At 58.7% G+C, this 22,787-nt stretch carries 23 protein-coding genes and 1 pseudogene; 13 read left to right on the top strand and 11 right to left on the bottom strand.

Annotated features, from left to right (window positions below; translation table 11 throughout):
- Positions 1 to 7: 7 nt before the first annotated feature.
- The 10 genes from lpdA to N1037_04370 all read right to left on the bottom strand — a co-directional run bounded on the left by lpdA (position 8) and on the right by N1037_04370 (position 12,031).
- Positions 8 to 1,402: a dihydrolipoyl dehydrogenase gene (lpdA, locus tag N1037_04325; protein ID UWS80264.1), complete on the bottom strand. Its 1,395-nt coding sequence runs from the start codon at positions 1,400 to 1,402 to the stop codon at positions 8 to 10.
- A 93-nt stretch (positions 1,403 to 1,495) separates the two neighbouring features.
- Positions 1,496 to 1,885 (bottom strand): MAPEG family protein, encoded by a 390-nt coding sequence (locus N1037_04330; GenBank protein UWS80265.1) that lies wholly within the window; start codon positions 1,883 to 1,885, stop codon positions 1,496 to 1,498.
- 1 nt (position 1,886) lies between these two features.
- The gene (locus tag N1037_04335) at positions 1,887 to 2,471 is read right to left on the bottom strand and encodes a hypothetical protein (protein UWS80266.1); all 585 of its coding nucleotides are present in this window, start codon (positions 2,469 to 2,471) and stop codon (positions 1,887 to 1,889) included.
- Between the two features lie 42 nt (positions 2,472 to 2,513).
- A complete protein-coding gene (gene odhB, locus N1037_04340; GenBank protein UWS80267.1) occupies positions 2,514 to 4,007 on the bottom strand; it encodes a 2-oxoglutarate dehydrogenase complex dihydrolipoyllysine-residue succinyltransferase in 1,494 nt (497 codons plus the stop codon).
- Between the two features lie 11 nt (positions 4,008 to 4,018).
- The gene (locus tag N1037_04345; protein ID UWS80268.1) at positions 4,019 to 6,970 is read right to left on the bottom strand and encodes a 2-oxoglutarate dehydrogenase E1 component; all 2,952 of its coding nucleotides are present in this window, start codon (positions 6,968 to 6,970) and stop codon (positions 4,019 to 4,021) included.
- 274 nt (positions 6,971 to 7,244) lie between these two features.
- Positions 7,245 to 8,129, bottom strand: a complete 885-nt coding sequence (gene sucD, locus N1037_04350) for a succinate--CoA ligase subunit alpha (GenBank protein UWS80269.1) — start codon at positions 8,127 to 8,129, stop codon at positions 7,245 to 7,247.
- 11 nt (positions 8,130 to 8,140) lie between these two features.
- On the bottom strand, positions 8,141 to 8,644 hold the full coding sequence (locus tag N1037_04355; protein UWS80270.1) for a hypothetical protein: 504 nt from the start codon (positions 8,642 to 8,644) through the stop codon (positions 8,141 to 8,143).
- 4 nt (positions 8,645 to 8,648) lie between these two features.
- Positions 8,649 to 9,842: an ADP-forming succinate--CoA ligase subunit beta gene (gene sucC / locus N1037_04360; protein UWS80271.1), complete on the bottom strand. Its 1,194-nt coding sequence runs from the start codon at positions 9,840 to 9,842 to the stop codon at positions 8,649 to 8,651.
- A gap of 349 nt (positions 9,843 to 10,191) precedes the next feature.
- The gene (gene mdh / locus N1037_04365) at positions 10,192 to 11,154 is read right to left on the bottom strand and encodes a malate dehydrogenase (GenBank protein ID UWS80272.1); all 963 of its coding nucleotides are present in this window, start codon (positions 11,152 to 11,154) and stop codon (positions 10,192 to 10,194) included.
- 559 nt (positions 11,155 to 11,713) lie between these two features.
- Positions 11,714 to 12,031 (bottom strand): hypothetical protein, encoded by a 318-nt coding sequence (locus tag N1037_04370; GenBank protein ID UWS80273.1) that lies wholly within the window; start codon positions 12,029 to 12,031, stop codon positions 11,714 to 11,716.
- A 485-nt stretch (positions 12,032 to 12,516) separates the two neighbouring features.
- Between N1037_04370 and N1037_04375 the strand changes: the two genes are divergently transcribed.
- The 12 genes and pseudogenes from N1037_04375 to N1037_04430 all read left to right on the top strand — a co-directional run bounded on the left by N1037_04375 (position 12,517) and on the right by N1037_04430 (position 21,357).
- A complete protein-coding gene (locus N1037_04375; protein UWS80274.1) occupies positions 12,517 to 13,371 on the top strand; it encodes a CoA ester lyase in 855 nt (284 codons plus the stop codon).
- Positions 13,372 to 13,405: 34 nt separating this feature from the next.
- On the top strand, positions 13,406 to 13,957 hold the full coding sequence (locus N1037_04380; protein UWS80275.1) for an NnrU family protein: 552 nt from the start codon (positions 13,406 to 13,408) through the stop codon (positions 13,955 to 13,957).
- Positions 13,958 to 13,960: 3 nt separating this feature from the next.
- The gene (locus tag N1037_04385; protein UWS80276.1) at positions 13,961 to 14,164 is read left to right on the top strand and encodes a DUF1737 domain-containing protein; all 204 of its coding nucleotides are present in this window, start codon (positions 13,961 to 13,963) and stop codon (positions 14,162 to 14,164) included.
- Positions 14,164 to 15,210, top strand: coding sequence for a MaoC family dehydratase (locus N1037_04390; protein ID UWS80277.1), 1,047 nt, complete (start codon positions 14,164 to 14,166; stop codon positions 15,208 to 15,210). The genes N1037_04385 and N1037_04390 overlap by 1 nt, the downstream gene beginning before the upstream one ends.
- Positions 15,211 to 15,349: 139 nt before the next feature.
- Positions 15,350 to 16,012 (top strand): annotated as a pseudogene (locus N1037_04395) (DUF1194 domain-containing protein).
- 305 nt (positions 16,013 to 16,317) lie between these two features.
- A complete protein-coding gene (gene sdhC, locus N1037_04400) occupies positions 16,318 to 16,701 on the top strand; it encodes a succinate dehydrogenase, cytochrome b556 subunit (GenBank protein UWS80278.1) in 384 nt (127 codons plus the stop codon).
- Positions 16,702 to 16,711: 10 nt separating this feature from the next.
- Positions 16,712 to 17,083, top strand: a complete 372-nt coding sequence (gene sdhD, locus N1037_04405; protein UWS80279.1) for a succinate dehydrogenase, hydrophobic membrane anchor protein — start codon at positions 16,712 to 16,714, stop codon at positions 17,081 to 17,083.
- A 12-nt stretch (positions 17,084 to 17,095) separates the two neighbouring features.
- The gene (gene sdhA / locus N1037_04410) at positions 17,096 to 18,901 is read left to right on the top strand and encodes a succinate dehydrogenase flavoprotein subunit (protein ID UWS80280.1); all 1,806 of its coding nucleotides are present in this window, start codon (positions 17,096 to 17,098) and stop codon (positions 18,899 to 18,901) included.
- Between the two features lies 1 nt (position 18,902).
- On the top strand, positions 18,903 to 19,130 hold the full coding sequence (locus tag N1037_04415; protein ID UWS80281.1) for a hypothetical protein: 228 nt from the start codon (positions 18,903 to 18,905) through the stop codon (positions 19,128 to 19,130).
- Between the two features lies 1 nt (position 19,131).
- Complete coding sequence (locus tag N1037_04420) at positions 19,132 to 20,016, top strand: hypothetical protein (protein ID UWS80282.1); 885 nt, start codon at positions 19,132 to 19,134, stop codon at positions 20,014 to 20,016.
- Between the two features lie 156 nt (positions 20,017 to 20,172).
- The gene (locus N1037_04425; protein ID UWS80283.1) at positions 20,173 to 20,952 is read left to right on the top strand and encodes a succinate dehydrogenase iron-sulfur subunit; all 780 of its coding nucleotides are present in this window, start codon (positions 20,173 to 20,175) and stop codon (positions 20,950 to 20,952) included.
- Between the two features lie 240 nt (positions 20,953 to 21,192).
- Positions 21,193 to 21,357: a hypothetical protein gene (locus N1037_04430; protein UWS80284.1), complete on the top strand. Its 165-nt coding sequence runs from the start codon at positions 21,193 to 21,195 to the stop codon at positions 21,355 to 21,357.
- Between the two features lie 116 nt (positions 21,358 to 21,473).
- Here the strand turns inward: N1037_04430 and N1037_04435 are convergent, their stop codons facing one another.
- Positions 21,474 to 21,647: a hypothetical protein gene (locus N1037_04435; protein UWS80285.1), complete on the bottom strand. Its 174-nt coding sequence runs from the start codon at positions 21,645 to 21,647 to the stop codon at positions 21,474 to 21,476.
- A gap of 150 nt (positions 21,648 to 21,797) precedes the next feature.
- On the opposite strand from N1037_04435, the gene N1037_04440 reads away from it, so the two are divergent.
- Positions 21,798 to 22,655 (top strand): DUF1989 domain-containing protein, encoded by an 858-nt coding sequence (locus N1037_04440; protein ID UWS80286.1) that lies wholly within the window; start codon positions 21,798 to 21,800, stop codon positions 22,653 to 22,655.
- The last annotated feature ends 132 nt before the right edge of the window (positions 22,656 to 22,787 follow it).

The following is a 22,787-nucleotide window of genomic DNA, read 5'->3' on the forward strand; positions in this document are numbered from 1 at the left end:
GGCGAAGTTAGCTGTGGATGGCGCCATTGCCGCAGGCCAGGGCGGCTTCGCGCACGGCTTCCGAATAGGTCGGATGGGCGTGGCAGGTCAGGGCGACGTCTTCGGCGGAGGCGCCAAATTCCATCGCGACGCAGAGCTCGTGGATCAAGTCGCCAGCGCCGGGGCCAATGATGGCAGCGCCCAGGATACGGTCGGTTTCCTTGTCGGTGATGATTTTGACAAAACCGCCTTCGGCCTGGTGCACCGCCTTGGCGCGGGCATTGGCCATGAAGTTGAACTTGCCAACCTTGATCTTGCGACCCTCAGCCTTGAGCGCATCCTCAGTCGCGCCAACGGTGGCGACCTCGGGGGTGGTGTAGACCACACCGGGGATAACGCCGTAGTTCACGTGACCATGTTTGCCACCAATGACATCGGCCACGGCCATGCCTTCATCTTCGGCTTTATGGGCCAGCATTGGGCCCTCGATCACGTCGCCGATAGCATAGATGCCAGCCACATTGGTGCGCCACTGGGAGTCGGTGGCGATCTGGCCGCGCTCGGTCAGTTTGACGCCCAGTGCCTCCAGACCCAGCCCATCTGCATAGGCTTTGCGCCCGGTTGCAACCAGCACCACATCGGCGTCGAGGACCTCCTCGGTCTCGGGGGTTTTCTTCAGGGCGTATTTTACCTTGGCTTTGGTTTTGGAGGCCTCAACCCCCTGCACCGCAGCCCCCATGATGAAGGTCAGGCCCTGTTTTTCCAGGATACGCTTGAAGCCGCGCTGCACGTCTTTGTCCATGCCGGGGCAGACCGCGTCCATATATTCAACAACGGTGACTTCTGATCCGAGACGGGCATAGACCGAGCCAAGTTCCAACCCGATGACGCCGGCGCCGATGACGACCATTTTCTTTGGCACTTTGGGCAGATCCAGCGCGCCGGTGGAGGTAACAACGATCTTTTCGTCGACCTCGACGCCGGGCAGGCTCGAGGGCACAGAGCCAGTGGCCACAACGATGTTCTTGGCCTCATGGGTGTCATCGCCGACCTTGACCTGACCGGCAGCGGGGATTGAAGCCCAGCCTTTGAGCCAGTCGATCTTGTTCTTTTTCATCAGGAATTCGATACCGCCGGTGTTCTGGCCCACGACGTCTTCCTTGTAGGATTTCATCTGGTTCCAATCGACCGAGGGGGATTTGCCTTTGAGCCCCATGCTGCCAAAGTTGTGCTCGGCTTCGTGCAGCATATGGGTGGCATGCAGCAGCGCCTTTGAGGGGATGCAGCCAATGTTGAGGCAGGTGCCGCCGAGGGTCTCGCGGCCCTCTACGATGGCGGTTTTGAGGCCCAGCTGGGCGCAGCGGATGGCGCTGACATAGCCGCCGGGGCCTGCACCGATGATGATGACGTCGTAGCTTGCCATTATTGAGGGTCCTTTTGCGGTTTGTGTTGGGGAGGGGGCTCTGCCCCCGGCCCGAGTGGGCCTCCCCCGAGGTATTTGTGGAAAGATGAAAGCCTAGATGAGGGCGGCGATCAACATGGTTGTGGTGGCCAGAAGGCCAATAAACCAGATCACCGAGCGCCAGGGGGAGAGCCCCAGGGCATAGGCGGGGACATAGGCGATCCGCGCGGCCAGATAGATCCAGGCGCTGGTTTGGGTGACTGCGGTGGACTGATCGCCAAGGGTGATAACGATGCAGGCGATGGTAAAGAGCGCGAGGCCTTCATAGTGGTTTTCCATCGCCCGTTTGAAACGGCCTGCGGTGCCGGTCAGCGTGACGGGTTCATCGCGGGGGCCAAGAGCGACGCGGCGGCTGACCTGTTGGTTGGCGGTAAAGGAATAGGCGCCAAACTGCAGGACTTGCAGCAGGGCGGCGAGTGTAAGGGTGGTGAGTTCTGTGGTCATTTTACCAAGGCCTAACGTGCTGTCTGTTCAAGCGTTGAGCATTCGAAAACGCCAAGACTTCGCCTGTTTCCTCTAGCATGGAGCATCTAGAGATGACATCGCGCAGCAGTCCTCCCACCGAGTAGCGAAACTTATCATATCGCAACTGATCATCGCTTTGCTCTTGCTCGTCTGTAAATGTGATCGGAAGCTTTTCACAAGCTTTGAAAATTTCAACCGTTTCAAAACTGGCATCCCATGCATGCGAAAACTTATTTCTGATTTCGTTTAATGCAATCAGAGATACAGCCTCAGTCTTTCCAACTAGACCGAGCCCCTGAGCAACCGCGGTTTTGCTCGTGAAGTTTTTTAGAGCACGGTCCAAATCTCGTTTTTGTTTGCAATTCATGTCAGACGTGTCGAGGCGAATTCTGAGGAGTTTACCCAACAAGCTGTCCATGGCGCACATAGTGATCAGGACGACTGCTCGGGGAGATTCATCGCGAAGGCCCTGTGTGAAAGTATCGAGCTCAGCTGCATCACTGAGCACGCGCTCAAACCCTGGAATGTACGATTGTTTAGGTTCTCTCATGGCTAAAACACCCAATCCAATGCCCCACTCCAAAGTCAGAGTGGGGCAATTGCTTTTTTACAGATCCATCAGCAGGCGGCGGGGATCTTCCAGGGCTTCCTTGACGCGCACCAGGAAGGTCACGGCACCTTTGCCGTCGACGATGCGGTGATCATAGCTCAGCGCCAGATACATCATCGGGCGGATCACCACTTCACCGTTGATCGCCATGGGGCGGTCCTGGATCTTGTGCATGCCAAGAATGCCGGACTGTGGCGGGTTAAGGATCGGCGAGGACATCAGCGAGCCATAGACGCCGCCGTTGGACAGCGTGAAGGTACCGCCCTGCATGTCTGCCATTGACAGTTTGCCGTCGCGCGCCAGTTTGCCCTTGGCCGAGATGGCTTTTTCGATTTCCGCAAAGGACATCGCATCGGCGTCGCGGATTACGGGAACCACCAGGCCAGTTGGGGTGCCGGCGGCCACGCCCATGTTGACGTAGTTTTTGTAGACGATGTCGGTGCCGTCGATTTCAGCGTTTACTTCGGGCACTTCTTTCAGGGCGTGGCAGCAGGCCTTGGTGAAGAAGGACATGAAGCCAAGACGCACACCGTGCTTTTTCTCGAACTGGTCTTTGTACTGGCTGCGCAGGGCCATGACCTCGCCCATGTCCACCTCGTTATAGGTGGTGAGCATGGCAGCGGTGTTCTGGCTGTCCTTCAGACGCTTGGCGATGGTCTGGCGCAGGCGGGTCATCTTGACGCGTTCTTCGCGGGCAGCGTCATTTGCCGCCACTGGCGCGCGTGGAGCTGCTGGTGTGGGCGCTGGAGCCGCAGCGGCTGCGGCGACGGCGCGCGCCACGTCGTCTTTCATGATGCGGCCATCGCGACCGGTGCCTGCCACATTGGCGGCAGAGAGTCCGGCTTCGGTCATGGCCTTTTCCGCCGATGGCGCATTGGCGATGTCCTTGCCTGCGGCGGCAGGAGCAGCAGCTGCAGCAGGGGCTGCGGCTGGCGCCGCCGCTGCGCCAGAGCCGGAGATCACGCCCAGTTTGGCGTTGGCTTCAACAGTAGAGCCTTCGGCGGCAGTGATTTCTGCCAGAACACCTGCGGCGGGGGAGGGCACTTCGACGGAAACCTTATCTGTCTCCAGCTCGCAGAGCATTTCGTCCTGAGCGACGGTATCGCCGACCTTTTTGAACCAGACGGAAACAGTCGCCTCGGTCACGGATTCGCCGAGAGTGGGCACCATGACGTCGGTGCTGCCGCCCGCGGCCTCTGGGGCTGCGGCTGCGGGGGCTGGGGCGGCGGCAGGCGCGGGAGCTGCGGCGTCGCCGGAGGCTGAGATATTGGCCAGCAGCGCGTCAACGCCGACGGTATCGCCTTCGTTGGCGACGATGTCAGCCAGAACGCCAGCGGCGGGGGCGGGCACTTCTACAGTGACCTTGTCGGTTTCCAGCTCACAGAGCATTTCATCCTGCGCCACGGTATCGCCAGGTTTCTTGAACCAGGTGGCAACGGTGGCTTCGGTAACGGATTCGCCCAGAGTGGGCACGCGAACTTCGGTTGTCATGTCTGTCTTCCTCAGATGCTCAGCGCGTCGTTCACGAGCGCAGCTTGTTGGGCTTTATGTTGGCTGGCGAGGCCGGTGGCAGGCGACGCCGAGGTGGCTCGGCCGACGTAAGTGGGCCGGGTATGCTTGGCCTTGATCCGGCTCAGCACCCATTCAATATTGGGCTCAATGAAGGTCCAGGCACCCTGGTTCTTGGGTTCTTCCTGACACCAGACCATTTCCGCACCTTTGAACCGTTCCAGCTCCTTGACCAGAGAGATCGCCGGGAAGGGATAGAACTGTTCGATGCGCATCAGATAGACGTCGTCAATGCCACGGGCGTCGCGCTCTTCCAGCAGGTCGTAGTAAACCTTGCCCGAGCACATGACGACGCGCTTGATCTTGTCATCTGCGGCCAGCTGGGTGTCGGAATTGCCCTGTTGGGCATCATCCCACAGTACCCGGTGGAAGCTGGATCCGGTGGTGAAATCCTCAGCATTGCTGATCGCCAGCTTATGGCGCAGCAGTGATTTTGGCGTCATCAGCATCAGCGGCTTGCGGAACGAGCGGTGTAGCTGGCGGCGCAGGATGTGGAAGTAGTTGGCCGGGGTGGTGCAATTGGCAACGATCCAGTTGTCCTGACCACACATCTGCAAGAACCGTTCCAGACGGGCGGAGGAATGCTCGGGTCCCTGACCCTCAAAGCCATGGGGCATCAGGCAGACCAAACCGGACATCCGCAACCATTTGCTTTCGCCCGACGAGATGAACTGGTCGAACATGATCTGGGCGCCGTTGGCAAAATCGCCAAACTGCGCTTCCCAAAGGGTTAGCGCGTTAGGCTCCGCCAGGGAGTAGCCATACTCAAAGCCCAAAACCGCATATTCCGACAGGGCAGAGTCGATCACATCATATTGCGATTGGCCTTCGCGGATATTGTTGAGCGGGAAATAGCGCTCTTCGGTGTCCTGGTTGATGATGCCTGAATGACGCTGAGAGAAGGTGCCGCGGGTGGCATCCTGGCCGGACAGGCGTACTGGGTAGCCCTCGGTGAGCAAAGAGCCAAAGGCCAGTGCTTCGCCAGTGGCCCAGTCAATGCCGGTCCCGGTTTCAAACATCTTGCCACGGGCCGCCAGAAAGCGTCCCACGGTTTTATGCATCGGGAATCCTTCGGGAACCGAGGCGAGGCTCTTGCCGATTTCGGCCATGGTCTCCGGTGGGATCGCAGTGCGCCCACGCTGATAGTCCTCATCCTGTTTGTCCAGATGCGACCAGCGCCCATCCAGCCAATCGGCCTTGTTGGGTTTGTAATCCTTGCCGATCTCGAACTCTTCGTTCAGATGCGCCTGGAAGCCGGCCTTCATATCCTCGATTTCGCCCTCAGGGATCAGACCGTCCTTGACCAGGCGTTCTGTATACAGGCTGAGCGTGGTTTTATGGCCCTTGATCTTTTTGTACATCAGGGGGTTGGTGAACATGGGCTCGTCGCCCTCGTTGTGACCAAAGCGGCGGTAGCAGAAGATGTCCAGCACCACGTCCTTGCCAAACTTCTGGCGGAACTCGGTGGCCACCTTGGCGGCGTGCACCACGGCTTCGGGGTCGTCGCCATTGACGTGGAAGATCGGCGCTTCAACCACCAGTGCGTTGTCGGTGGGATATGGCGAAGAGCGCGAGAAATGCGGCGCGGTGGTGAACCCAATCTGGTTGTTCACCACGATATGCATGGTGCCGCCGGTCTTGTGCCCCTTGAGGCCAGACAGCGCAAAACATTCCGCCACAACACCCTGGCCAGCAAAGGCCGCATCGCCGTGCAGCAGGATCGACAGGACCTTGGTGCGGCTGTCGTCGTTTTTCTGGTCCTGCTTGGCGCGTACCTTGCCCAGAACAACCGGGTTCACCGCCTCCAGGTGCGAGGGGTTGGCCGTCAGCGACAGGTGGACGGTGTTGCCGTCAAATTCGCGATCTGAAGAGGCGCCAAGGTGGTACTTCACATCGCCTGAGCCATCCACGTCTTCGGGTTTGAAACTGCCACCCTGGAATTCGTTGAAGATGGCGCGATAGGGTTTCTGCATCACATTTGCCAGAACCGACAGGCGGCCCCGGTGCGGCATGCCGATGACGATCTCTTCAACGCCCAGGTTGCCACCGCGCTTGATGATCTGCTCCATCGCCGGGATCAGGCTTTCGCCGCCATCCAGGCCAAAGCGCTTGGTGCCCATGTATTTCACATGCAGGAATTTCTCAAACCCTTCGGCCTCAACCATCTTGTTGAGAATGGCCTTGCGGCCCTCGCGGGTGAAGGTGATTTCCTTGTCGTAGCCCTCGATACGCTCTTTCAGCCAGGCGGACTGCGCCGGGTCTGAAATATGCATGTATTGCAGGGCAAAGGTGCCGCAATAGGTGCGTTTTACGATGTCGACGATCTGCCGCATCGAAGCCACCTGCAGCCCCAGCACATTGTCGATAAAGATCGGGCGATCCATATCCGCATCCATAAAGCCATAGCTTTTGGGATCCAGCTCGGGGTGGGGGGCATCGCTGCGCATCGACAGCGGGTCCAGATCGGCGGCCAGATGGCCCCGGATCCGATAGGCGCGGATCAGCATCAGGGCGCGGATCGAATCCAGCACCGCGCGCTGGATCTGCTCGTCCGAGACCTCAACACCTGCCTTGGCGGCCTTCTCGGCGATCTTTTTGCCAGCGGCCTTGGTTTCCACTGGCGCAGGCCATTCGCCTGTCAGCGCAGCGGTCAGATCATCATTGGGGGCCGGGGGCCAGTCGCCACGTGCCCAAGAGGGGCCAGCGGCCTCTGCCGTCACATCCGGTTCTGCATCGCCCATCTGGCGGAAGAACTCAGCCCAGGCGGCATCCACCGCATTGGGGTCTTTGGCGTATTGGGCATAGAGCTGTTCAAGATATTCGGCATTGTGCCCCTGCATAAAAGAGGAGGCGTGGAACAGGTCGTTGGGAGAGGTGTCTGTCATGGATGTTCTCACTGCAGAGGATCAGAGACTGGGTTTCGAAAAATGGTAGCTTTGGTCGGACAAATTGTTTTGTCCGAAGGGTATAGGGCAGATGTGTTTCGCAATGCTTACGGAGATTTCTGCAGAAGGCGTGCGTGCGGCACGACCGGTCGACAGGCCTGCGGTTACCTGTTGTTCGTTTCGAAAGCCCAAACCTATGGGTGCCTGCGTCATGTCTGCCTGCCGTTTTCGAGTGGGTAGGCCGGGGCGCATTCTACGCCCCGGCTGGTATTCTTTAGCCTTTGATCGCTTTCAGCACGGCTTCGCCCAGGCCCGCGGGGCTTTCGGCGACGACGATGCCAGCAGAGCGCATGGCTTCGATCTTATCTTCGGCACCACCTTTGCCACCGGCAACAATCGCGCCAGCGTGGCCCATGCGGCGGCCGGGAGGGGCTGTACGGCCAGCGATAAAGCCAGCAACGGGCTTCCAACGGCCTTTCTTGCGCTGCTCGGCGAGGAATTCAGCGGCTTCTTCTTCTGCGGAGCCACCGATTTCACCGATCATGATGATGCTTTCTGTTTCATCATCGTCCAGGAACAGGTCCAGCACGTCGATGTGCTCGGTGCCTTTGATGGGGTCGCCACCAATGCCCACGGCCGAAGACTGGCCCAAACCAATGTCCGAGGTCTGTTTCACAGCTTCATAGGTTAGGGTACCGGAGCGCGATACAACACCCACGCTCCCGCGTTTGTGAATATGGCCGGGCATAATGCCGATCTTGCAGGCATCCGGGGTGATAACGCCGGGGCAGTTGGGGCCGATGAGGCGCGATTTCGAGCCTTCCAGCGCCCGCTGAACCCGCATCATGTCCAGCACCGGGATGCCTTCGGTGATGCAGACGATCAGTTCCATCTCGGCGTCGATGGCCTCGAGGATCGAGTCAGCGGCAAAGGGGGGCGGCACGTAGATGACAGAGGCATTGGCTTCGGTCATGTGCTTGGCTTCGTGCACGGAGTTGAAGACCGGCAGGTTCAGGTGGCTCTGGCCGCCTTTGCCTGGGGTGACACCGCCGACCATTTTGGTGCCATAGGCGATGGCCTGTTCAGAGTGAAAGGTGCCCTGCGAGCCGGTGAAGCCCTGACAGATGACTTTAGTGTTTTCGTCGATGAGTACGGCCATGTGTTTGGTCCTTACTTTGAGTTCAAAATGTCCGAGACTTCCTTATTATTGAGCGCAAAAAAACGGGTTTCACCTGGGGGCAGTGCCGCGTATTCTTTATCGTTCAAATAATAAAATGCCTGTCTCGGAGCTTTGGTTCGGCTTTGCGGTAGTCGGATCAATCCAGTAGTGTCGGTGTTTCTAAATTGAACGGTGACCCAACTGGGCTCGGGGTTTCCCCGCTCAAAAAAGCATTCGGCATGAGCCGGAAAAAAACTGCCGACGCTGCTTCTTGCAATGACATCTGGAAAGACGATCCGATTTGTACTGGCCTCAGAAAGCGGCAGCTTAGTAGCTTCCACTTTCAATAGCCCGATCTCTACGCTTTTGATCACGACTGTGTTCAGTATTCCTGTGCGCACGACTTCTTCGCACGCAATACATCCAGTGTCCTGAGCGCGGCAGACTGAGGTTTCAGCCAATGCCGGGGCTACAGACAAGCAAGAAAACAGAACCTTTGCCGTGATCTCTAGCACAAGATCAGCCCTTAACCGCTTTCACGATTTTTTCGGCGCCGTCGGACAGGTTGTCGGCTGCGATCACGTCAAGACCAGAGGTGTTGATGATCTCTTTGCCGGCTTCCACATTGGTGCCTTCCAGACGGACAACCAGCGGAACCTTCAGGCCGACTTCCTTCACTGCGGCAACGACGCCCTCGGCAATCACATCGCAGCGCATGATGCCGCCGAAGATGTTGACCAGGATGCCTTTGACCTGTGGGTCCGAGGTGATGATCTTGAAGGCCTCGGTGACTTTCTCTTTGGTAGCACCGCCACCCACGTCGAGGAAGTTTGCAGGCTCAGCACCGTAGAGTTTGATGATGTCCATGGTGGCCATCGCCAGACCGGCGCCGTTCACCATGCAGCCGATCTCACCGTCGAGCGCGATGTAGTTCAGGTCATACTTGGAGGCTTCCAGCTCTTTGGAGTCTTCTTCGGTGGTGTCGCGCAGTTCAGCCACATCCGCGTGGCGGTACATGGCGTTGCCGTCAAAGCTGACCTTGGCGTCGAGCACTTTCAGATCACCGGTGTCAGACACGATCAGCGGGTTGATTTCCAGCATCTCCATGTCTTTGTCGGTGAAGGCCTGGTACAGCTGGCCCATCAGTTTGACGCACTGCTTGATCTGCTGACCCTCAAGGCCCAGCGAGAAGGCGATGCGGCGGCCGTGGAAAGCCTGATAGCCGGTGGCCGGATCAACCGAGAAGGACAGGATTTTCTCTGGGGTTGCGGCAGCAACCTCTTCGATGTCCATGCCACCCTCGGTGGAGCAGACAAAGGAGATGCGCGAGGTCTGGCGATCGACCAGCAGGGCCAGGTACAATTCGGTCTGAATGCCCGAACCCGCCTCGATGTAGATGCGGTTGACCTGTTTGCCCGCAGGGCCGGTCTGGTGGGTGACCAGGGTGCGCCCCAGCATCTTTTTGGCTTCTTCCGAGGCTTCCTCGACCGATTTGGTCAGGCGGACACCGCCTTTTTCACCGGCATCGGCTTCTTTGAAGGAGCCCTTGCCGCGACCGCCGGCATGGATCTGTGCCTTAACCACCCAAAGCGGGCCGTCAAGCTCACCTGCTGCGGTTTTGGCTTCGTCGGCCTTTAGCACGACGCGACCGTCGGAGACTGGTGCTCCGTAGCTGCGAAGGAGGGCCTTGGCCTGATATTCGTGGATGTTCATGAGAAACTGTCCCGTCTGGCTTCAATAATCTCTGTCATAACGCCGTCATACGCCAAATGTTTAAAGGCTTTTCTGACGTCTCACGGGGAAATGATGAAGATTTTCGGGTTTTGTGATCACAGCTTTCGGGGGTGTGATCACAAATTTGCAAATGGCTAATTCAATTGATTCGTTGCCGGGCGTCAGGCTAAAAACGACATCCAGAGCAGGGCACCGACCCTGACGCGGGCAGGCCCTGGGTCTAAAATCGCTGACACTGCGCCAGGTCAGAGGGGGCCAAAAAGAAAATGCACGCCCCGATAGAGGGCGTGCATGAAGTGTTATACTGCGATCAGAACCGCAGCAGAAATCAGGCGAGGGAGCCGTCGATACCTTTGCAGGCGTCAACCAGACCCTGAACAGCTGCGACGGAGGTGTCGAACATTTCCTGCTCTGCTTTGTTGAGCTTGATGTTGACCACACGCTCAACACCGCCGGCGCCGATCACGGTGGGCACGCCCACGTACATGTCTTTCACGCCGAGGTCGCCATCACAGTATGCGGCGCAGGGCAGAACGCGCTTTTGGTCTTTCAGGTAGGCTTCGGCCATTTCAATCGCCGAGGCAGCAGGCGCGTAGAAGGCAGAGCCGGTTTTCAGCAGGCCAACGATTTCGGCGCCGCCGTCACGGGTGCGCTGAACCATTGCGTCCAGTTTCTCCTGAGTGGTCCAGCCCATGTCGATCAGGTCAGGCAGTGGGATGCCGCCAACGGTGGAGTAACGGACCGAAGGCACCATGGTGTCGCCGTGGCCGCCCAGAACAAAGGCAGTGACGTCGCGCATGGAAACGTTGAATTCTTCGGCCAGGAAGTGACGGAAGCGGGCAGAGTCGAGCACGCCAGCCATGCCGCAGACCTTGTTGGTGGGCAGGCCAGAGAATTTCTGCAGCGCCCAGACCATCGCGTCCAGCGGGTTGGTGATGCAGATGACAAATGCGTCTGGTGCGTGGGCTGCGATGCCCTCGCCAACGGATTTCATCACTTTCAGGTTGATTCCCAGCAGGTCATCACGGCTCATGCCGGGTTTGCGCGCCACACCTGCGGTGACGATGCAGACGTCGGCGCCCGCAATTGCCGAATAATCGCTGGAGCCAGCCATGGCCGCATCGATTTTCTCAACAGGGCCGGATTGGGCGATGTCGAGCGCTTTGCCCTGGGGAAGGCCGTCAGCGATGTCAAACAGAACGACGTCGCCGAGTTCTTTGATTGCTGCGAGATGGGCGAGCGTGCCGCCGATGTTGCCTGCGCCAATAAGCGCGATCTTGGGTCTGGCCATGGGGATTTCTCTCCGGTCCGGTTGAAATTGGGGCGATGCCTACGCCCTCACGCGCGTCCGCGCAAGGGTTCTGCACTGCGGCATCTCAGGCAGTGTGGTCCAGTCACTGCGGCCATAGGGCGCGAAAAGGCTTGCAAATAAGGGGGATAGGGTGGTCGGCTGGTGCTATGGTGATTGCTATGTTTTTCGCATTTGTGATTGCGATGGTCGCATTTGCTGCGCTGTTGTGCCGGTTCAGCCAGCCGACAAGCCCCGGTCGCTGCCGAGGGAGGGCCTCGATTCTAGCAGTGCACGCAAAGGGGGGAGAGGTCGTCTGGGCCACGCCATTTGTGGGGAAATGGCGGGCCAGAACAAGAGGTTGGATGTGGTGCAACCGATCCTGTGCCCCTGGGAGGGACAGAGTGTCAAAGCAAGGCCTGTGGGGGTGGCCTGATCAGCGGCCTGATCTACAGGGCGTCTGGCTGCGAAAGGGCAGGGTGGGCGCGTGTTCCGCAGGCCAAACTCTGAAATGACCAGCCAATGTGAGACAACCAGTCAGTTTGAGATAAAAGAGGGGGGGTCAGGCGTCGTTATCAGCCGTGGGGACGGCCTCGGCCAGGGCCTCAAACGACTGTCCCGAGGCCATGAGGCAGGTCATGCCGGTGGGCATGGTCACTGTGATGGTCCAGCTGCCGCTCTCGGCTGAGGCAAAGGTTTCCATCACCATGCCTTGCTGGCCAATGCCAATGGCCTGACGGCTTTCGCCATATTTCGAGGCGAGTCGCTCGACGACGACCTCACGCGGGGCGCAATTGCGGCCCTGGGCCAGTGCGGGGGAGGCAGCCATGAGGCTCGCGGTAAAGCCCAATACAGACAGGCCAAGTACAGTTTTAAACATCGTCTTCTCCTTGGGTTTTACCCTATACGGAACGGCTGACCTGAGAGAGAGCGGTCACATGACCTCCCTTCGTACCCGTCAGATCGGGGCCGGATTCAATTGACGTAATGGTTATGCAGGCCTTTGGCCCGGTCTTAATTCGGGCGTTTTGCCCGGTCTTTCCTAATGGGCTTTTGCCCTCGCAGAGTGACGACCATCTTGCGCCAGAACCCTAAAAAATAGGGGTTTGGTGGCAGTGTGATCCCAAGCCAGAAGGCCACTGCGATGATAAAATTGTGCCAAGGAGGGTTTGAAAAATAGTTAATCCGCCGATCCAAACCGGGCAGAGAAAATCTCCGGGTAAAATATCGTTTTTCACAGGTGGGTTAGCCGAGGCCACCTGCAGATGTCGTGAGGTCGTTTCTGCAATGCGGCATCAACGCCCTTGAAAGTTTTCGCCCGAATCTGTACCCGTTTGCGCAACAAAATAACCTGGAGGCTCCCTGATGGATCCGCGCATTCGCCCTTATCGTTCGGTACTCTACATTCCTGGCTCCAAGCCGCGGGCATTGGAAAAGGCCAAGACACTGCCTGTTGATGCGGTGATCTTTGATCTTGAGGATGCGGTTTCGGTTGAGGAAAAGGACAATGCGCGCGACACGCTGGCGGCGGCCCTGAAAGAGGGCGGTTATGGCGGGCGGGTGAAAATTGTCCGCATCAACGGCTTTGACACCCCCTGGGGCAAGGATGATGCCAAAGCGGCGGCGGCGATGGACTGCGATGGGGTGCTGTTGCCCAAGGTCTCCAGCCCGGCAGATCTGGATGCACTGGCCGAGATCACCGGCGACATGCCGCTTTGGGCGATGATGGAGACGCCGCGCGGCATGTTGAACGCGGCCGAGATTGCGGCGCATCCCAAACTGCAGGGCATGGTTATGGGCACCAATGATCTGGCCAAAGAGCTGCAAACGCGGTTCCGTGCTGACCGGCTGCCGATGATGGCGGGCCTCGGCCTGTGCCTGTTGGCGGCCAAGGCCGAGGGGCTGATCATTGTGGATGGCGTCTATAATGCCTTCAAGGATGATGACGGTCTAAGGCTTGAAAGCAGCCAGGGCCGTGACATGGGCTTTGACGGCAAGACCCTGATCCACCCGGCCCAGGTCGATGTTGCCAACGAAGCCTTTGCCCCCAGCGAAGATGAAATTGATCTGGCCCGCCGCCAGATTGCCGCTTTTGAAGAGGTCGAGGCCTCGGGGCAGGGGGTGGCCGTTGTGGAGGGTAAGATTGTCGAAAACCTGCATGTTGTGACCGCACGCGAAATTCTCGCAAAAGCGGATGCAATTGCTGCGATTTCCGCCTAGGTGTTAACCAAGTTAACATCTTTAGGAGACTGACATGACACTTCTGGTCCTAGGCATCCTGCTGTGGTGGGGCGCGCATCTGTTCAAGCGCGTCGCACCGGGCATCCGTGAACCAATGGGCAACAAGGGCAAGGGGCTCGTCGCCATTGTTCTGGTGGCAAGCATCGTGCTGATGGTGGTCGGCTATCGTTCCGCCGAAAGCTTTGAGCTGGGGATTTACCCGCCGTTCCTGCAGCATATCAACAACCTGCTGATGCTGCTGGCGCTTTATTTCACCAGCCCCGGCCCCAGCAAGGGCGCGATCTTTTACAAGATGCGCCACCCGATGCTGACCGGTTTTGGCCTTTGGGCGATTGCCCACCTGCTGGTCAATTGGGATCCGGCGTCTTTTGTGCTCTTTGGCGGGCTTTGGGCCTGGTCGATTGTCGAAAAGATCGTGATCAACAAGACCGAACCCAACTGGACCCCCAACCCCAAGGGCAGCATCAAAAAGGACGCGATGTTCTTGCTGGCCTCGGTCGTGCTGCTGGCGGTGATTGGCTATGTGCACGGGATGGTTGGTCCCTCTCCCTTTCCTGGGGGCTGAGGCATGAAACTCTACCGTTTTTTAAGCGAAGACGACACATCCGCCTTTTGTCACAAAGTGACCGATGCGCTGAACAAAGGGTGGGAGCTGCATGGCAGCCCCACTCAGACCTTTGATCCTGTCAAAGGCATCATGCGCTGTGGTCAGTCTGTGGTGAAAGAGGTGGATGGCACCTACACACCCGAGACAAAACTGGGAGAACACTGATGGCCAAGACCAGCGCGGCTAAGACCAATTCAGGTCGATTTTTTGAAGACTACGCCTTGGGCGATGTGATCACCCACGCGGTGCCCCGCACCGTCTCGGGCGGTGAGCGCGCCATGTATCACGCGCTCTATCCGGCGCGTCATGCGCTGTATTCTTCGGATGAATTTGCCCGCCGCTCTGGTCTGCCAAAATCGCCGCTGGATGATCTGGCGGCCTTTCATATCGTGTTTGGCAAGACGGTTCCCGATGTCTCGCTGAATGCGGTGGCCAATCTGGGCTACGCCGAGGGACGCTGGCTGTTGCCGGTCTATGAAGGCGATACTCTGCGCTCCACCAGCGAGGTGATTGGCGTCAAACAGAACTCCAATGGCAAATCCGGTGTGGTCTATGTTCGCACCCGTGGCCTGAACCAGCGCGACGAGACCGTGATGGAATATGTCCGCTGGGTGATGGTGCGCAAAGGCAACCTGGAGGCGCCAGCGCCGGAAACCGTGCTGCCGGATCTGGCAAAGGTCATCCCTGCCGATCAGCTGGTGGTGCCTGCGGGGCTGGATTTCAGTGACTATGACTTTGATCTGGCAGGGGAGCCCCATCGCTGGGGCGATTACGCGGTCGGCGAGACCATCAACCACGTGGATGGTGTCACCATTGAAGAGGCCGAGCATATGCTGGCCACCCGCCTGTGGCAGAACACCGCCAAGGTGCATTTCGACACCACCGCCCGTCCTGATGGCACCCGGCTGATCTACGGCGGCCATGTGATTTCGATGGCGCGGGCCCTGTCCTTTAATGGATTGGCCAATGCGCAGATGATTGTTGGCCTGAATGGTGGCGCCCATGCCAACCCCTGTCTGTCAGGCACCACCATCCGCGCCTGGTCCGAGGTGCTGGATAAGGTCGATACCGATGCCCCCGGCGTTGGTGCCATCCGCCTGCGTCTGGTGGCCACCAAGGGCGGCGATCCCTTCGCGCTGAAGGGCGAGGACGGCAAATACCTGCCTGACGTGCTGCTGGATCTGGACTACTGGGCCTTGATGCCCAAATAGCGGTGGCATCTAAGGCAGTGCATTCAACAGACCGCGCGTTACCCTGGCGTGGTCTGTTTTGCGGCTGTTGCATCACAGCTTTGTGTCCATGTGGTCAAGAGGGGTGACGCAACCGGCGCTTGCGGCTTAGTGTTTTCCCATGCGGATCAAAGCCCGACTCTTTGCTGTTGTGTGCCTTGCCCTGCCACTGCCTGGCTGGGCCTGTGACCTGGCGCTGGTGCTGGCGGTGGATGTCTCTGGTTCGGTTGATGAAACCGAATACCGCATCCAGATGGATGGGCTGGCGGCTGGCCTGCGCGACGGGCTGGTGTCCGAGGCTTTGGTGAGCGCCCAGGCACGGGTGACCCTGATCCAGTGGTCGGGGCGGGCGCGGCAGGAAATCTCTATTCCCTGGACGCCAACCCGCACATTTGACGAGGTCGAGGCCCTGGCACAGGCGATTGAGACCGCACCACGCCCCTGGCGCAATTTTTCCACCGCCCTGGGCGAGGCATTGCTGCTGGGGCTCAGTCAGATTACCGAAGGACCGGCCTGCAAACGCCGGGTGATTGATCTCTCGGGGGACGGGCCGTCAAACGAGGGGGTCGAGCCTGCGACGCTGAAGTCTCTGATGCGGCAGGCCGATGTCACGGTCAATGCCATCGCGATTGAGCAAAGCGAACCTGACCTCACCGCCTATTTTTACGAACATGTGATAGAAGGCGAGGGCGCCTTTGTGGAGACAGCCCGAAGTTTCCACGACTATCCTGAGAAAATTCGCCGCAAACTGGTACGGGAGGTGGCGCGCAAAACCGCTTCAATTCAGCTCCCGCAACAGGCTCCGAAACAGGCCTCGCCGCAGCCATCTGGCCACGCGTCGCTGCCGCAGCCCATCTTGCCGGTATTTGGGGGCAGAAAGAGCGGATTGCAGGAAATCACGCTAGGGAGGGCTGATTCTGCAAAACAATTTTAGTAAGACATTTTTGTGATCACTGGGCCGTTTCCTGTGATCACATATTGGCTTTTTTTGCAAAACTGGTCAAATAACCGCAGAAATTTACCCGCTGTTTGCGTGACAGGACGTAAAAATCCGCTAAAACGGCTTCAGCTAACTGGAAAGGAGCCAACATGGCCGATGTAAATCGGGGCAATCGCCCGCTTTCGCCACATTTGTCGATCTACCGCCCTCAGATGACCTCTATGTCCTCGATCCTCACCCGGATCACCGGCAATGCGCTGATCATCTCGGTGATACTGATTGTATGGTGGCTCCTCGCGGCGGCGACCTCGCCCGCCTATTTTGCCACCGCCAACGGGGTGATGACCTCCTGGTTTGGTGATATCGTGCTGGTGCTGTCGACGCTGGGCATCTGGTATCACTTTCTTGCCGGGCTGCGGCACCTGTATTTTGATGCCGGCCATGGGCTGGACATTGATACAGCCGAGAAACTGGGTTGGGGCATGATGATCGGGTCTGTCGTTCTCACCGTTCTCACCGTGATCGTGGTTTAAGGAGCACAACATGCGTTATTTGACCGCTCGTAAACGCGCCGTTGGCAAAGGTGCTGCCGGCACCGGCACCCAGCATCACTGGTACATGCAGGTAAGCGCCGTGGCGCTGGCCTTTTTGGTTCCGGCTTTCATCTATATCGTCGGCTCTGCCATTGGCGGCACGCAGGAAGAGGTTCTGGCCACTTTTGCACGCCCCTTCCCGGCAATCCTGACGGGCCTCACACTGTTTGTCGGTGTGATGCATTTCAACAAGGGCGCGCAAATGATGATCGAAGACTATGCGCGTGGCTCGATGCGTAAAGCGCTGATCATGTTTGTGATCGGCCTCAGCTACGCCACAATCGCCACAGGGTTTTTTGCCCTGGCCAAGATCGCGCTGTAAGGGACAAAAGAAATGGCTGCATACGAATACGAGACGCATGACTATGACGTCGTGGTCGTGGGTGCCGGCGGTGCCGGTCTGCGCGCAACACTTGGCATGGCCGAACAGGGCCTGCGCACTGCCTGCGTGACCAAGGTTTTCCCCACCCGGTCCCACACGGTTGCGGCACAGGGCGGCATTGCTGCCTCATTGTCGAACATGGGCCCTGATAACTGGCAGTGGCATATGTATGACACCGTCAAGGGCTCTGACTGGTTGGGCGATACGGACGCGATGGAGTATCTCGCGCGCGAAGCCCCCAAGGCGGTTTATGAGCTGGAACACTACGGTGTGCCGTTCAGCCGGACCGAAGAAGGTAAAATCTATCAGCGACCCTTTGGTGGCCACACCACGGAATTTGGCGAAGGCCCCCCGGTGCAGCGGACCTGTGCCGCAGCCGACCGGACCGGGCACGCCATTTTGCACACGCTGTATGGTCAGTCGCTGAAGAACAACGCTGAATTCTACATCGAATATTTTGCCATCGACCTGATCATGTCGGATGAGGGCGAATGCCAGGGTGTTGTCTGCTGGAAGCTCGACGATGGCACCATGCATGTCTTCAACGCCAAGATGGTTGTGCTGGCCACAGGCGGCTATGGTCGTGCCTTCTTCTCGGCCACCTCGGCCCATACCTGCACCGGCGACGGTGGCGGCATGGTGGCGCGGGCCGGTCTGGCGCTGCAGGATATGGAATTTGTTCAGTTCCACCCCACCGGGATTTATGGCTCTGGCTGTCTGATCACCGAGGGCGCGCGCGGCGAAGGCGGTTATCTGACCAACTCTGAAGGCGAACGGTTCATGGAGCGCTATGCGCCCCAGTACAAAGACCTCGCCCCGCGCGATTACGTGTCTCGGTCGATGACTATGGAAATCCGCGAAGGCCGTGGTGTCGGCGCTGATGGCGACCATATCCACCTGAACCTCAGCCACCTGCCGCCTGAGGCCCTGGCCGAGCGTCTGCCGGGGATCTCCGAGAGCGCCAAGATTTTTGCCGGTGTTGACGTCACCAAAGAGCCGATCCCGGTTCTGCCAACGGTGCACTACAACATGGGCGGCATTCCCACCAACTATTGGGGCGAAGTGCTGAACCCAACCGCCGAAAACCCAACCGGCGTTGTGCCTGGCCTGATGGCCGTGGGCGAAGCGGGTTGTGCCTCGGTCCATGGTGCCAACCGCCTGGGTTCCAACTCGCTGATTGACCTTGTGGTCTTTGGCCGTGCTGCTGCCATCCGTGCGGGTAAGACCGTGGATGCAGAAGCCCCCAATGCGCCGCTGAACCAGGCCTCGGTCGACAAGGCTTTTGATCGCTTTGATGGGCTGCGCAACGCCAATGGTGGGATCGCCACCGCGGATCTGCGTCTGGAAATGCAGCGGACCATGCAGTCCGATGCGGCGGTGTTCCGGACCGACAAGTCCTTGAAAGAGGGCGTCGAGAAGATGACCGTGATCGCGGGCAAAATGGATGACCTGAAAGTCACCGATCGCTCGCTGGTCTGGAACTCGGATCTGATGGAGACCCTGGAACTGGCAAACCTGATGCCAAACGCCCTGGCTACCATCCACGGTGCCGAAGCTCGTCGCGAAAGCCGCGGTGCCCACGCCCATGAGGATTACAGCACGCGGGACGACGAAAACTGGCGGGTGCATACCGTCAGCCGGGTCGAAGGCGAAAAGGTCGATCTGACCTACCGTCCGGTGATCCTGGATCGGCTCACCTCCGAAGACGAAGGTGGTATCAGCCTGGCGAAGATCGCGCCCAAAGCGCGGACGTTCTAAGATGGCTAAGCCCTGGGATATCAAATTGGTGCTGCTGGGTCTTGCGACCCTGCTGTTGTCGGCCTGTGCCGACCGCCAGGTATCTCAGGTGCCCCTGCCATGGGACTTCCCCTTGATGCCTGGGGATGCGGCGCTGTGGGAGACCCTGACGGTTGAAGAACAGCGGCGCGCCTTGGCTTTCCTGTCGGATGGGTCGACGATTCGCTCTTCCTTGGTTGAGGGGTATTAGAGTGACCGCTGCGTTGGACATCTCTGCGCCCGCCGAATGGCAGGCCCTGGGACTGGTTCCCGGGCTTAGCCTGCGGGTCTTTGGTATGCGGCGCTCTGGCAATCATGCCATTCTGGCCTGGCTGCAGCGCAATGCGCCCCGTGGCCGATCGGTGTTTTTGAACAATTGCAAGCCGGGTACTGATCCTTTGCACAATGCGCGCGGGATCGAGGTTAACGGCAGCCATGCCTCGCATAATCAGGCCAAGCGCAACCTGCCTGCGGTGACGCAAAAAGCAGGCGATGGCGCGCTGTTTCTGGTCTCATACGAGGACACCAGCCCGGCTGAATTTGGCCTCTCACGGCAGCCCTCTGGGGCGTTTGATGAGGCTTTGTTTTCGCACAATGTCCTGATCTATCGTGGGTTTCTGAACTGGTCTGCGTCTTTGTTGAAAAAGATCCAGGCCAATGACGGCTACACGCTGGTACGTCGCAATGGCATCGTTTTGCGCGCCATGGACAGCTATATCCGGCTGTTGGGGCTGGTCCGGCAGGCGCAGGATTTGGGACTGGTGGCGATCTGCTATGACCGCTGGACGCGCAGTGCTGACTATCGCGCCGCGTTGTTGCAACAGTTGGGGCTGGCAGAGCATGACAACAGCCTCGGCGAGGTGCAGTCTTATGGTGGCGGCTCTTCGTTTCAAAAACAGGCCAGTTCAGCGGCTGAGTTGCAGACCGACCGGCGCTGGCAGCAAATGCGCAGCGATGCGGAGTATCAGGCCCTGCTGCATCTGGCCGCCCGCGATCCGGCGCTGCTTGCGGAATTAGAAGAGCTGTTCCCCGAGGATGCCGCCTATCTAAAAACCGTTGCCCAACACCAGCCTTTGCCGCAGGGGGAGGGCCGATGACTGCTGGCCTTTGTCTGACGCGCCAAACATCTGCCGCAGCTGCGGCATTACTTAAGTTTCGGAGGGGCCTGTGGGCTCAGCCGGTCCATCTGATCTCTTGTCAGCCTGGGGCCCTGGCCCCTTGTGTGACAGGCAGCTAAGCAAGGAGAACGATCTATGGTCGAATTCGCACTTCCGAAAAATTCCAAGATCACCACGGGGAAAACGTGGCCCAAGCCCGAAGGCGCGACAAATGTGCGCAAGTTCAAGATCTATCGCTGGAACCCGGACGACGGCAAGAACCCGCAGGTGGACACCTATTTCCTGGATATGGACAAATGTGGTCCGATGATCCTGGATGCGCTGATCAAGATCAAAAACGAGATTGATCCAACCCTGACCTTCCGCCGCTCCTGCCGCGAGGGGATCTGTGGCTCCTGTGCGATGAACGTCGGTGGTATCAACACGCTGGCCTGTATCTACGGGCTGGATGAGGTCAAGGGTGACGTCAAAATCTACCCGCTGCCGCATATGCCAGTGGTCAAGGATTTGATCCCGGATCTGACGCATTTTTATGCCCAGCATGCCTCGATCATGCCCTGGCTGGAAACCAAGACCAACGCCCCCGCCAAGGAATGGCGTCAGTCGATCGAGGACCGCAAGAAGCTCGATGGGCTGTATGAATGCGTGATGTGTGCCAGCTGCTCCACTTCCTGCCCCAGCTACTGGTGGAATGGCGACAAATACCTCGGGCCAGCAGCGCTGTTGCATGCCTATCGCTGGATCATCGACAGCCGTGATGAGGCCACGCCTGAGCGTCTGGACCAGCTGGAGGATCCTTTCAAGCTCTATCGCTGCCACACCATCATGAACTGCACCAAGACCTGCCCCAAGGGGCTGAACCCGGCCGAGGCAATCGCCCATATCAAACATATGATGGTTGATCGCGCCGTCTAATCTATCTGCCTAACCTATCCGTCTGATCAGTCGCCAATCCTGGCGCTGAGCGAGACAGAATGAATTAGAAACCTCCGGGCAGGAAACTGTTCGGGGGTTTTCTTATGGACGCGGTGCAGCACGTGAGGGGGCTTGCAATAAATGCATGCCGAGACTGCACTTATGTCCGGTGTGTTCAAACCTGAGAGCGCCTATGTTTGGGCCAAGGGAGAGGTTTCAAACCGATCAGGACATAAGACAATGAAGACCGTAGAATTTTTGCCAAACACTGCCGCCGCTGCCAAGGCCGAGGCGGCTCTGCAGGATCTGGATCAGGCCTGGGCCTATTACACGCCAGAGGCGCTGCAGCCGAGCCAGGATAGTGGTTCCACCGAAGGCTTTGTTCCCTATTACGACGCAGCTTGATAGCCGTAGCTTGATCGAGAGCTGCCGTTCACAGAAACCTCCGACCTCCCTCGGTTCGGAGGTTTTTGTTTGAGCTGAAGAGGCCGAGGCGTTACAGCGCTGGCATGCCCATTCTCTTACTCCTGCTGCTCACCGGCGTTTTTGGCTATTTCATCTACCGCCGCAAGACGACAACCCTGAATCGCGATTGCCGCTGGCGCCAAGAGCGCAGCCTGCAGCGGTGGCGGTGCAGCAATTGCGGTGCGCTGCAGCCAGGCACGGCAGAGCCTCGGGATTGTTTGCGGGGGCATTAGCTCTCCTGTGACAGAGAAGATGGCGGTGCGTTGTGAGGTTGCTGGCAAGGGGCGATCTGACAAGGACGTGAGCGGCGGCGGCAGGATCAGGCTTGCGCAGGCTTGGTGAAACAGGCCTATTTGGCGCAAACAATGGAAGGTTCCCACATGGCTCAGTCATCCCATCACGTGCCCGCAGATGCCGAAGCGCGCCGTGCCGTCAAACCGGTGATTTGCTACCCCAACACGACGCTTCCGGTGCCGGATCTTACGCTGTATCGGTCCGCGCGTCAGGGCGCTGTAAAAACCGGGGAGGTTTTGGTCAGTCCCCGCGATGCGGCCTGTTTTGAAGCCCCCGCCGGTCATTTCTTTCGCATCACTTCGGTCGAGGGACCACAGGTTGGCGATTTGAATCTGTGGAACCGGGATGATCTGAAGGAGCGGTTCTATTCTGGTAAGACCCGTGCGCTGCATGGAACCCATATCACCACCGGGGAGCGCATGTGGAGCAGTTTTCCGGCGATGCGCCCGATGGCCACGATTGTTGAGGATAGTCTGGAGTGGTACGGGATCGATGCCTTTGGTGGCTCGGTGCATGATGTCATTGGCACCCGTTGCGATCCCTATACGGGCAATTTGCTGGCGGGCAGCCAGTACCATCAGTGCTGCCATTCAAACCTGACCCGCGCCATGGCTGATCACCTGGGCGTCAGCCCGGCGCAGGCGGAACCCCATGTGCATGACGTGCTGAACGTCTTTATGTGCACAGGATTTACCCGTGATACCGGGCAGTATTTTATGAAACAAAGCCCTGTACGGCCTGGTGACTATCTTGAGTTTTTTGCCGAGATTCCACTGCTGGGGGCATTGAGCGCCTGTCCAGGGGGGGATTGTTCTGCGCAACACTCCAGCGATGCCGCTGCCTGCTACCCGCTCTTGGTGGAGATCTTTGCCCCAGAGGCGGGAGCGCTAGGCGATTGGCAGAGCCCGGATTTGAATGGCTACAATCAAAGCCACGGGCGATAACTTCCGGTCGAGATGTTTTTCACAGGAGGGGGGCTCCAGCGCAGGGCGTGCCGCATCAAGATGCGGCGCCCCCTTGGGCCCGGCAGCGCGCCGCCAAGGCGCGCTGCGCTATCGCACCACAGAAGCGGCAGT

This window comes from Phaeobacter sp. G2 (assembly GCA_025163595.1).
In the GTDB taxonomy this organism is placed as follows: domain Bacteria; phylum Pseudomonadota; class Alphaproteobacteria; order Rhodobacterales; family Rhodobacteraceae; genus Pseudophaeobacter.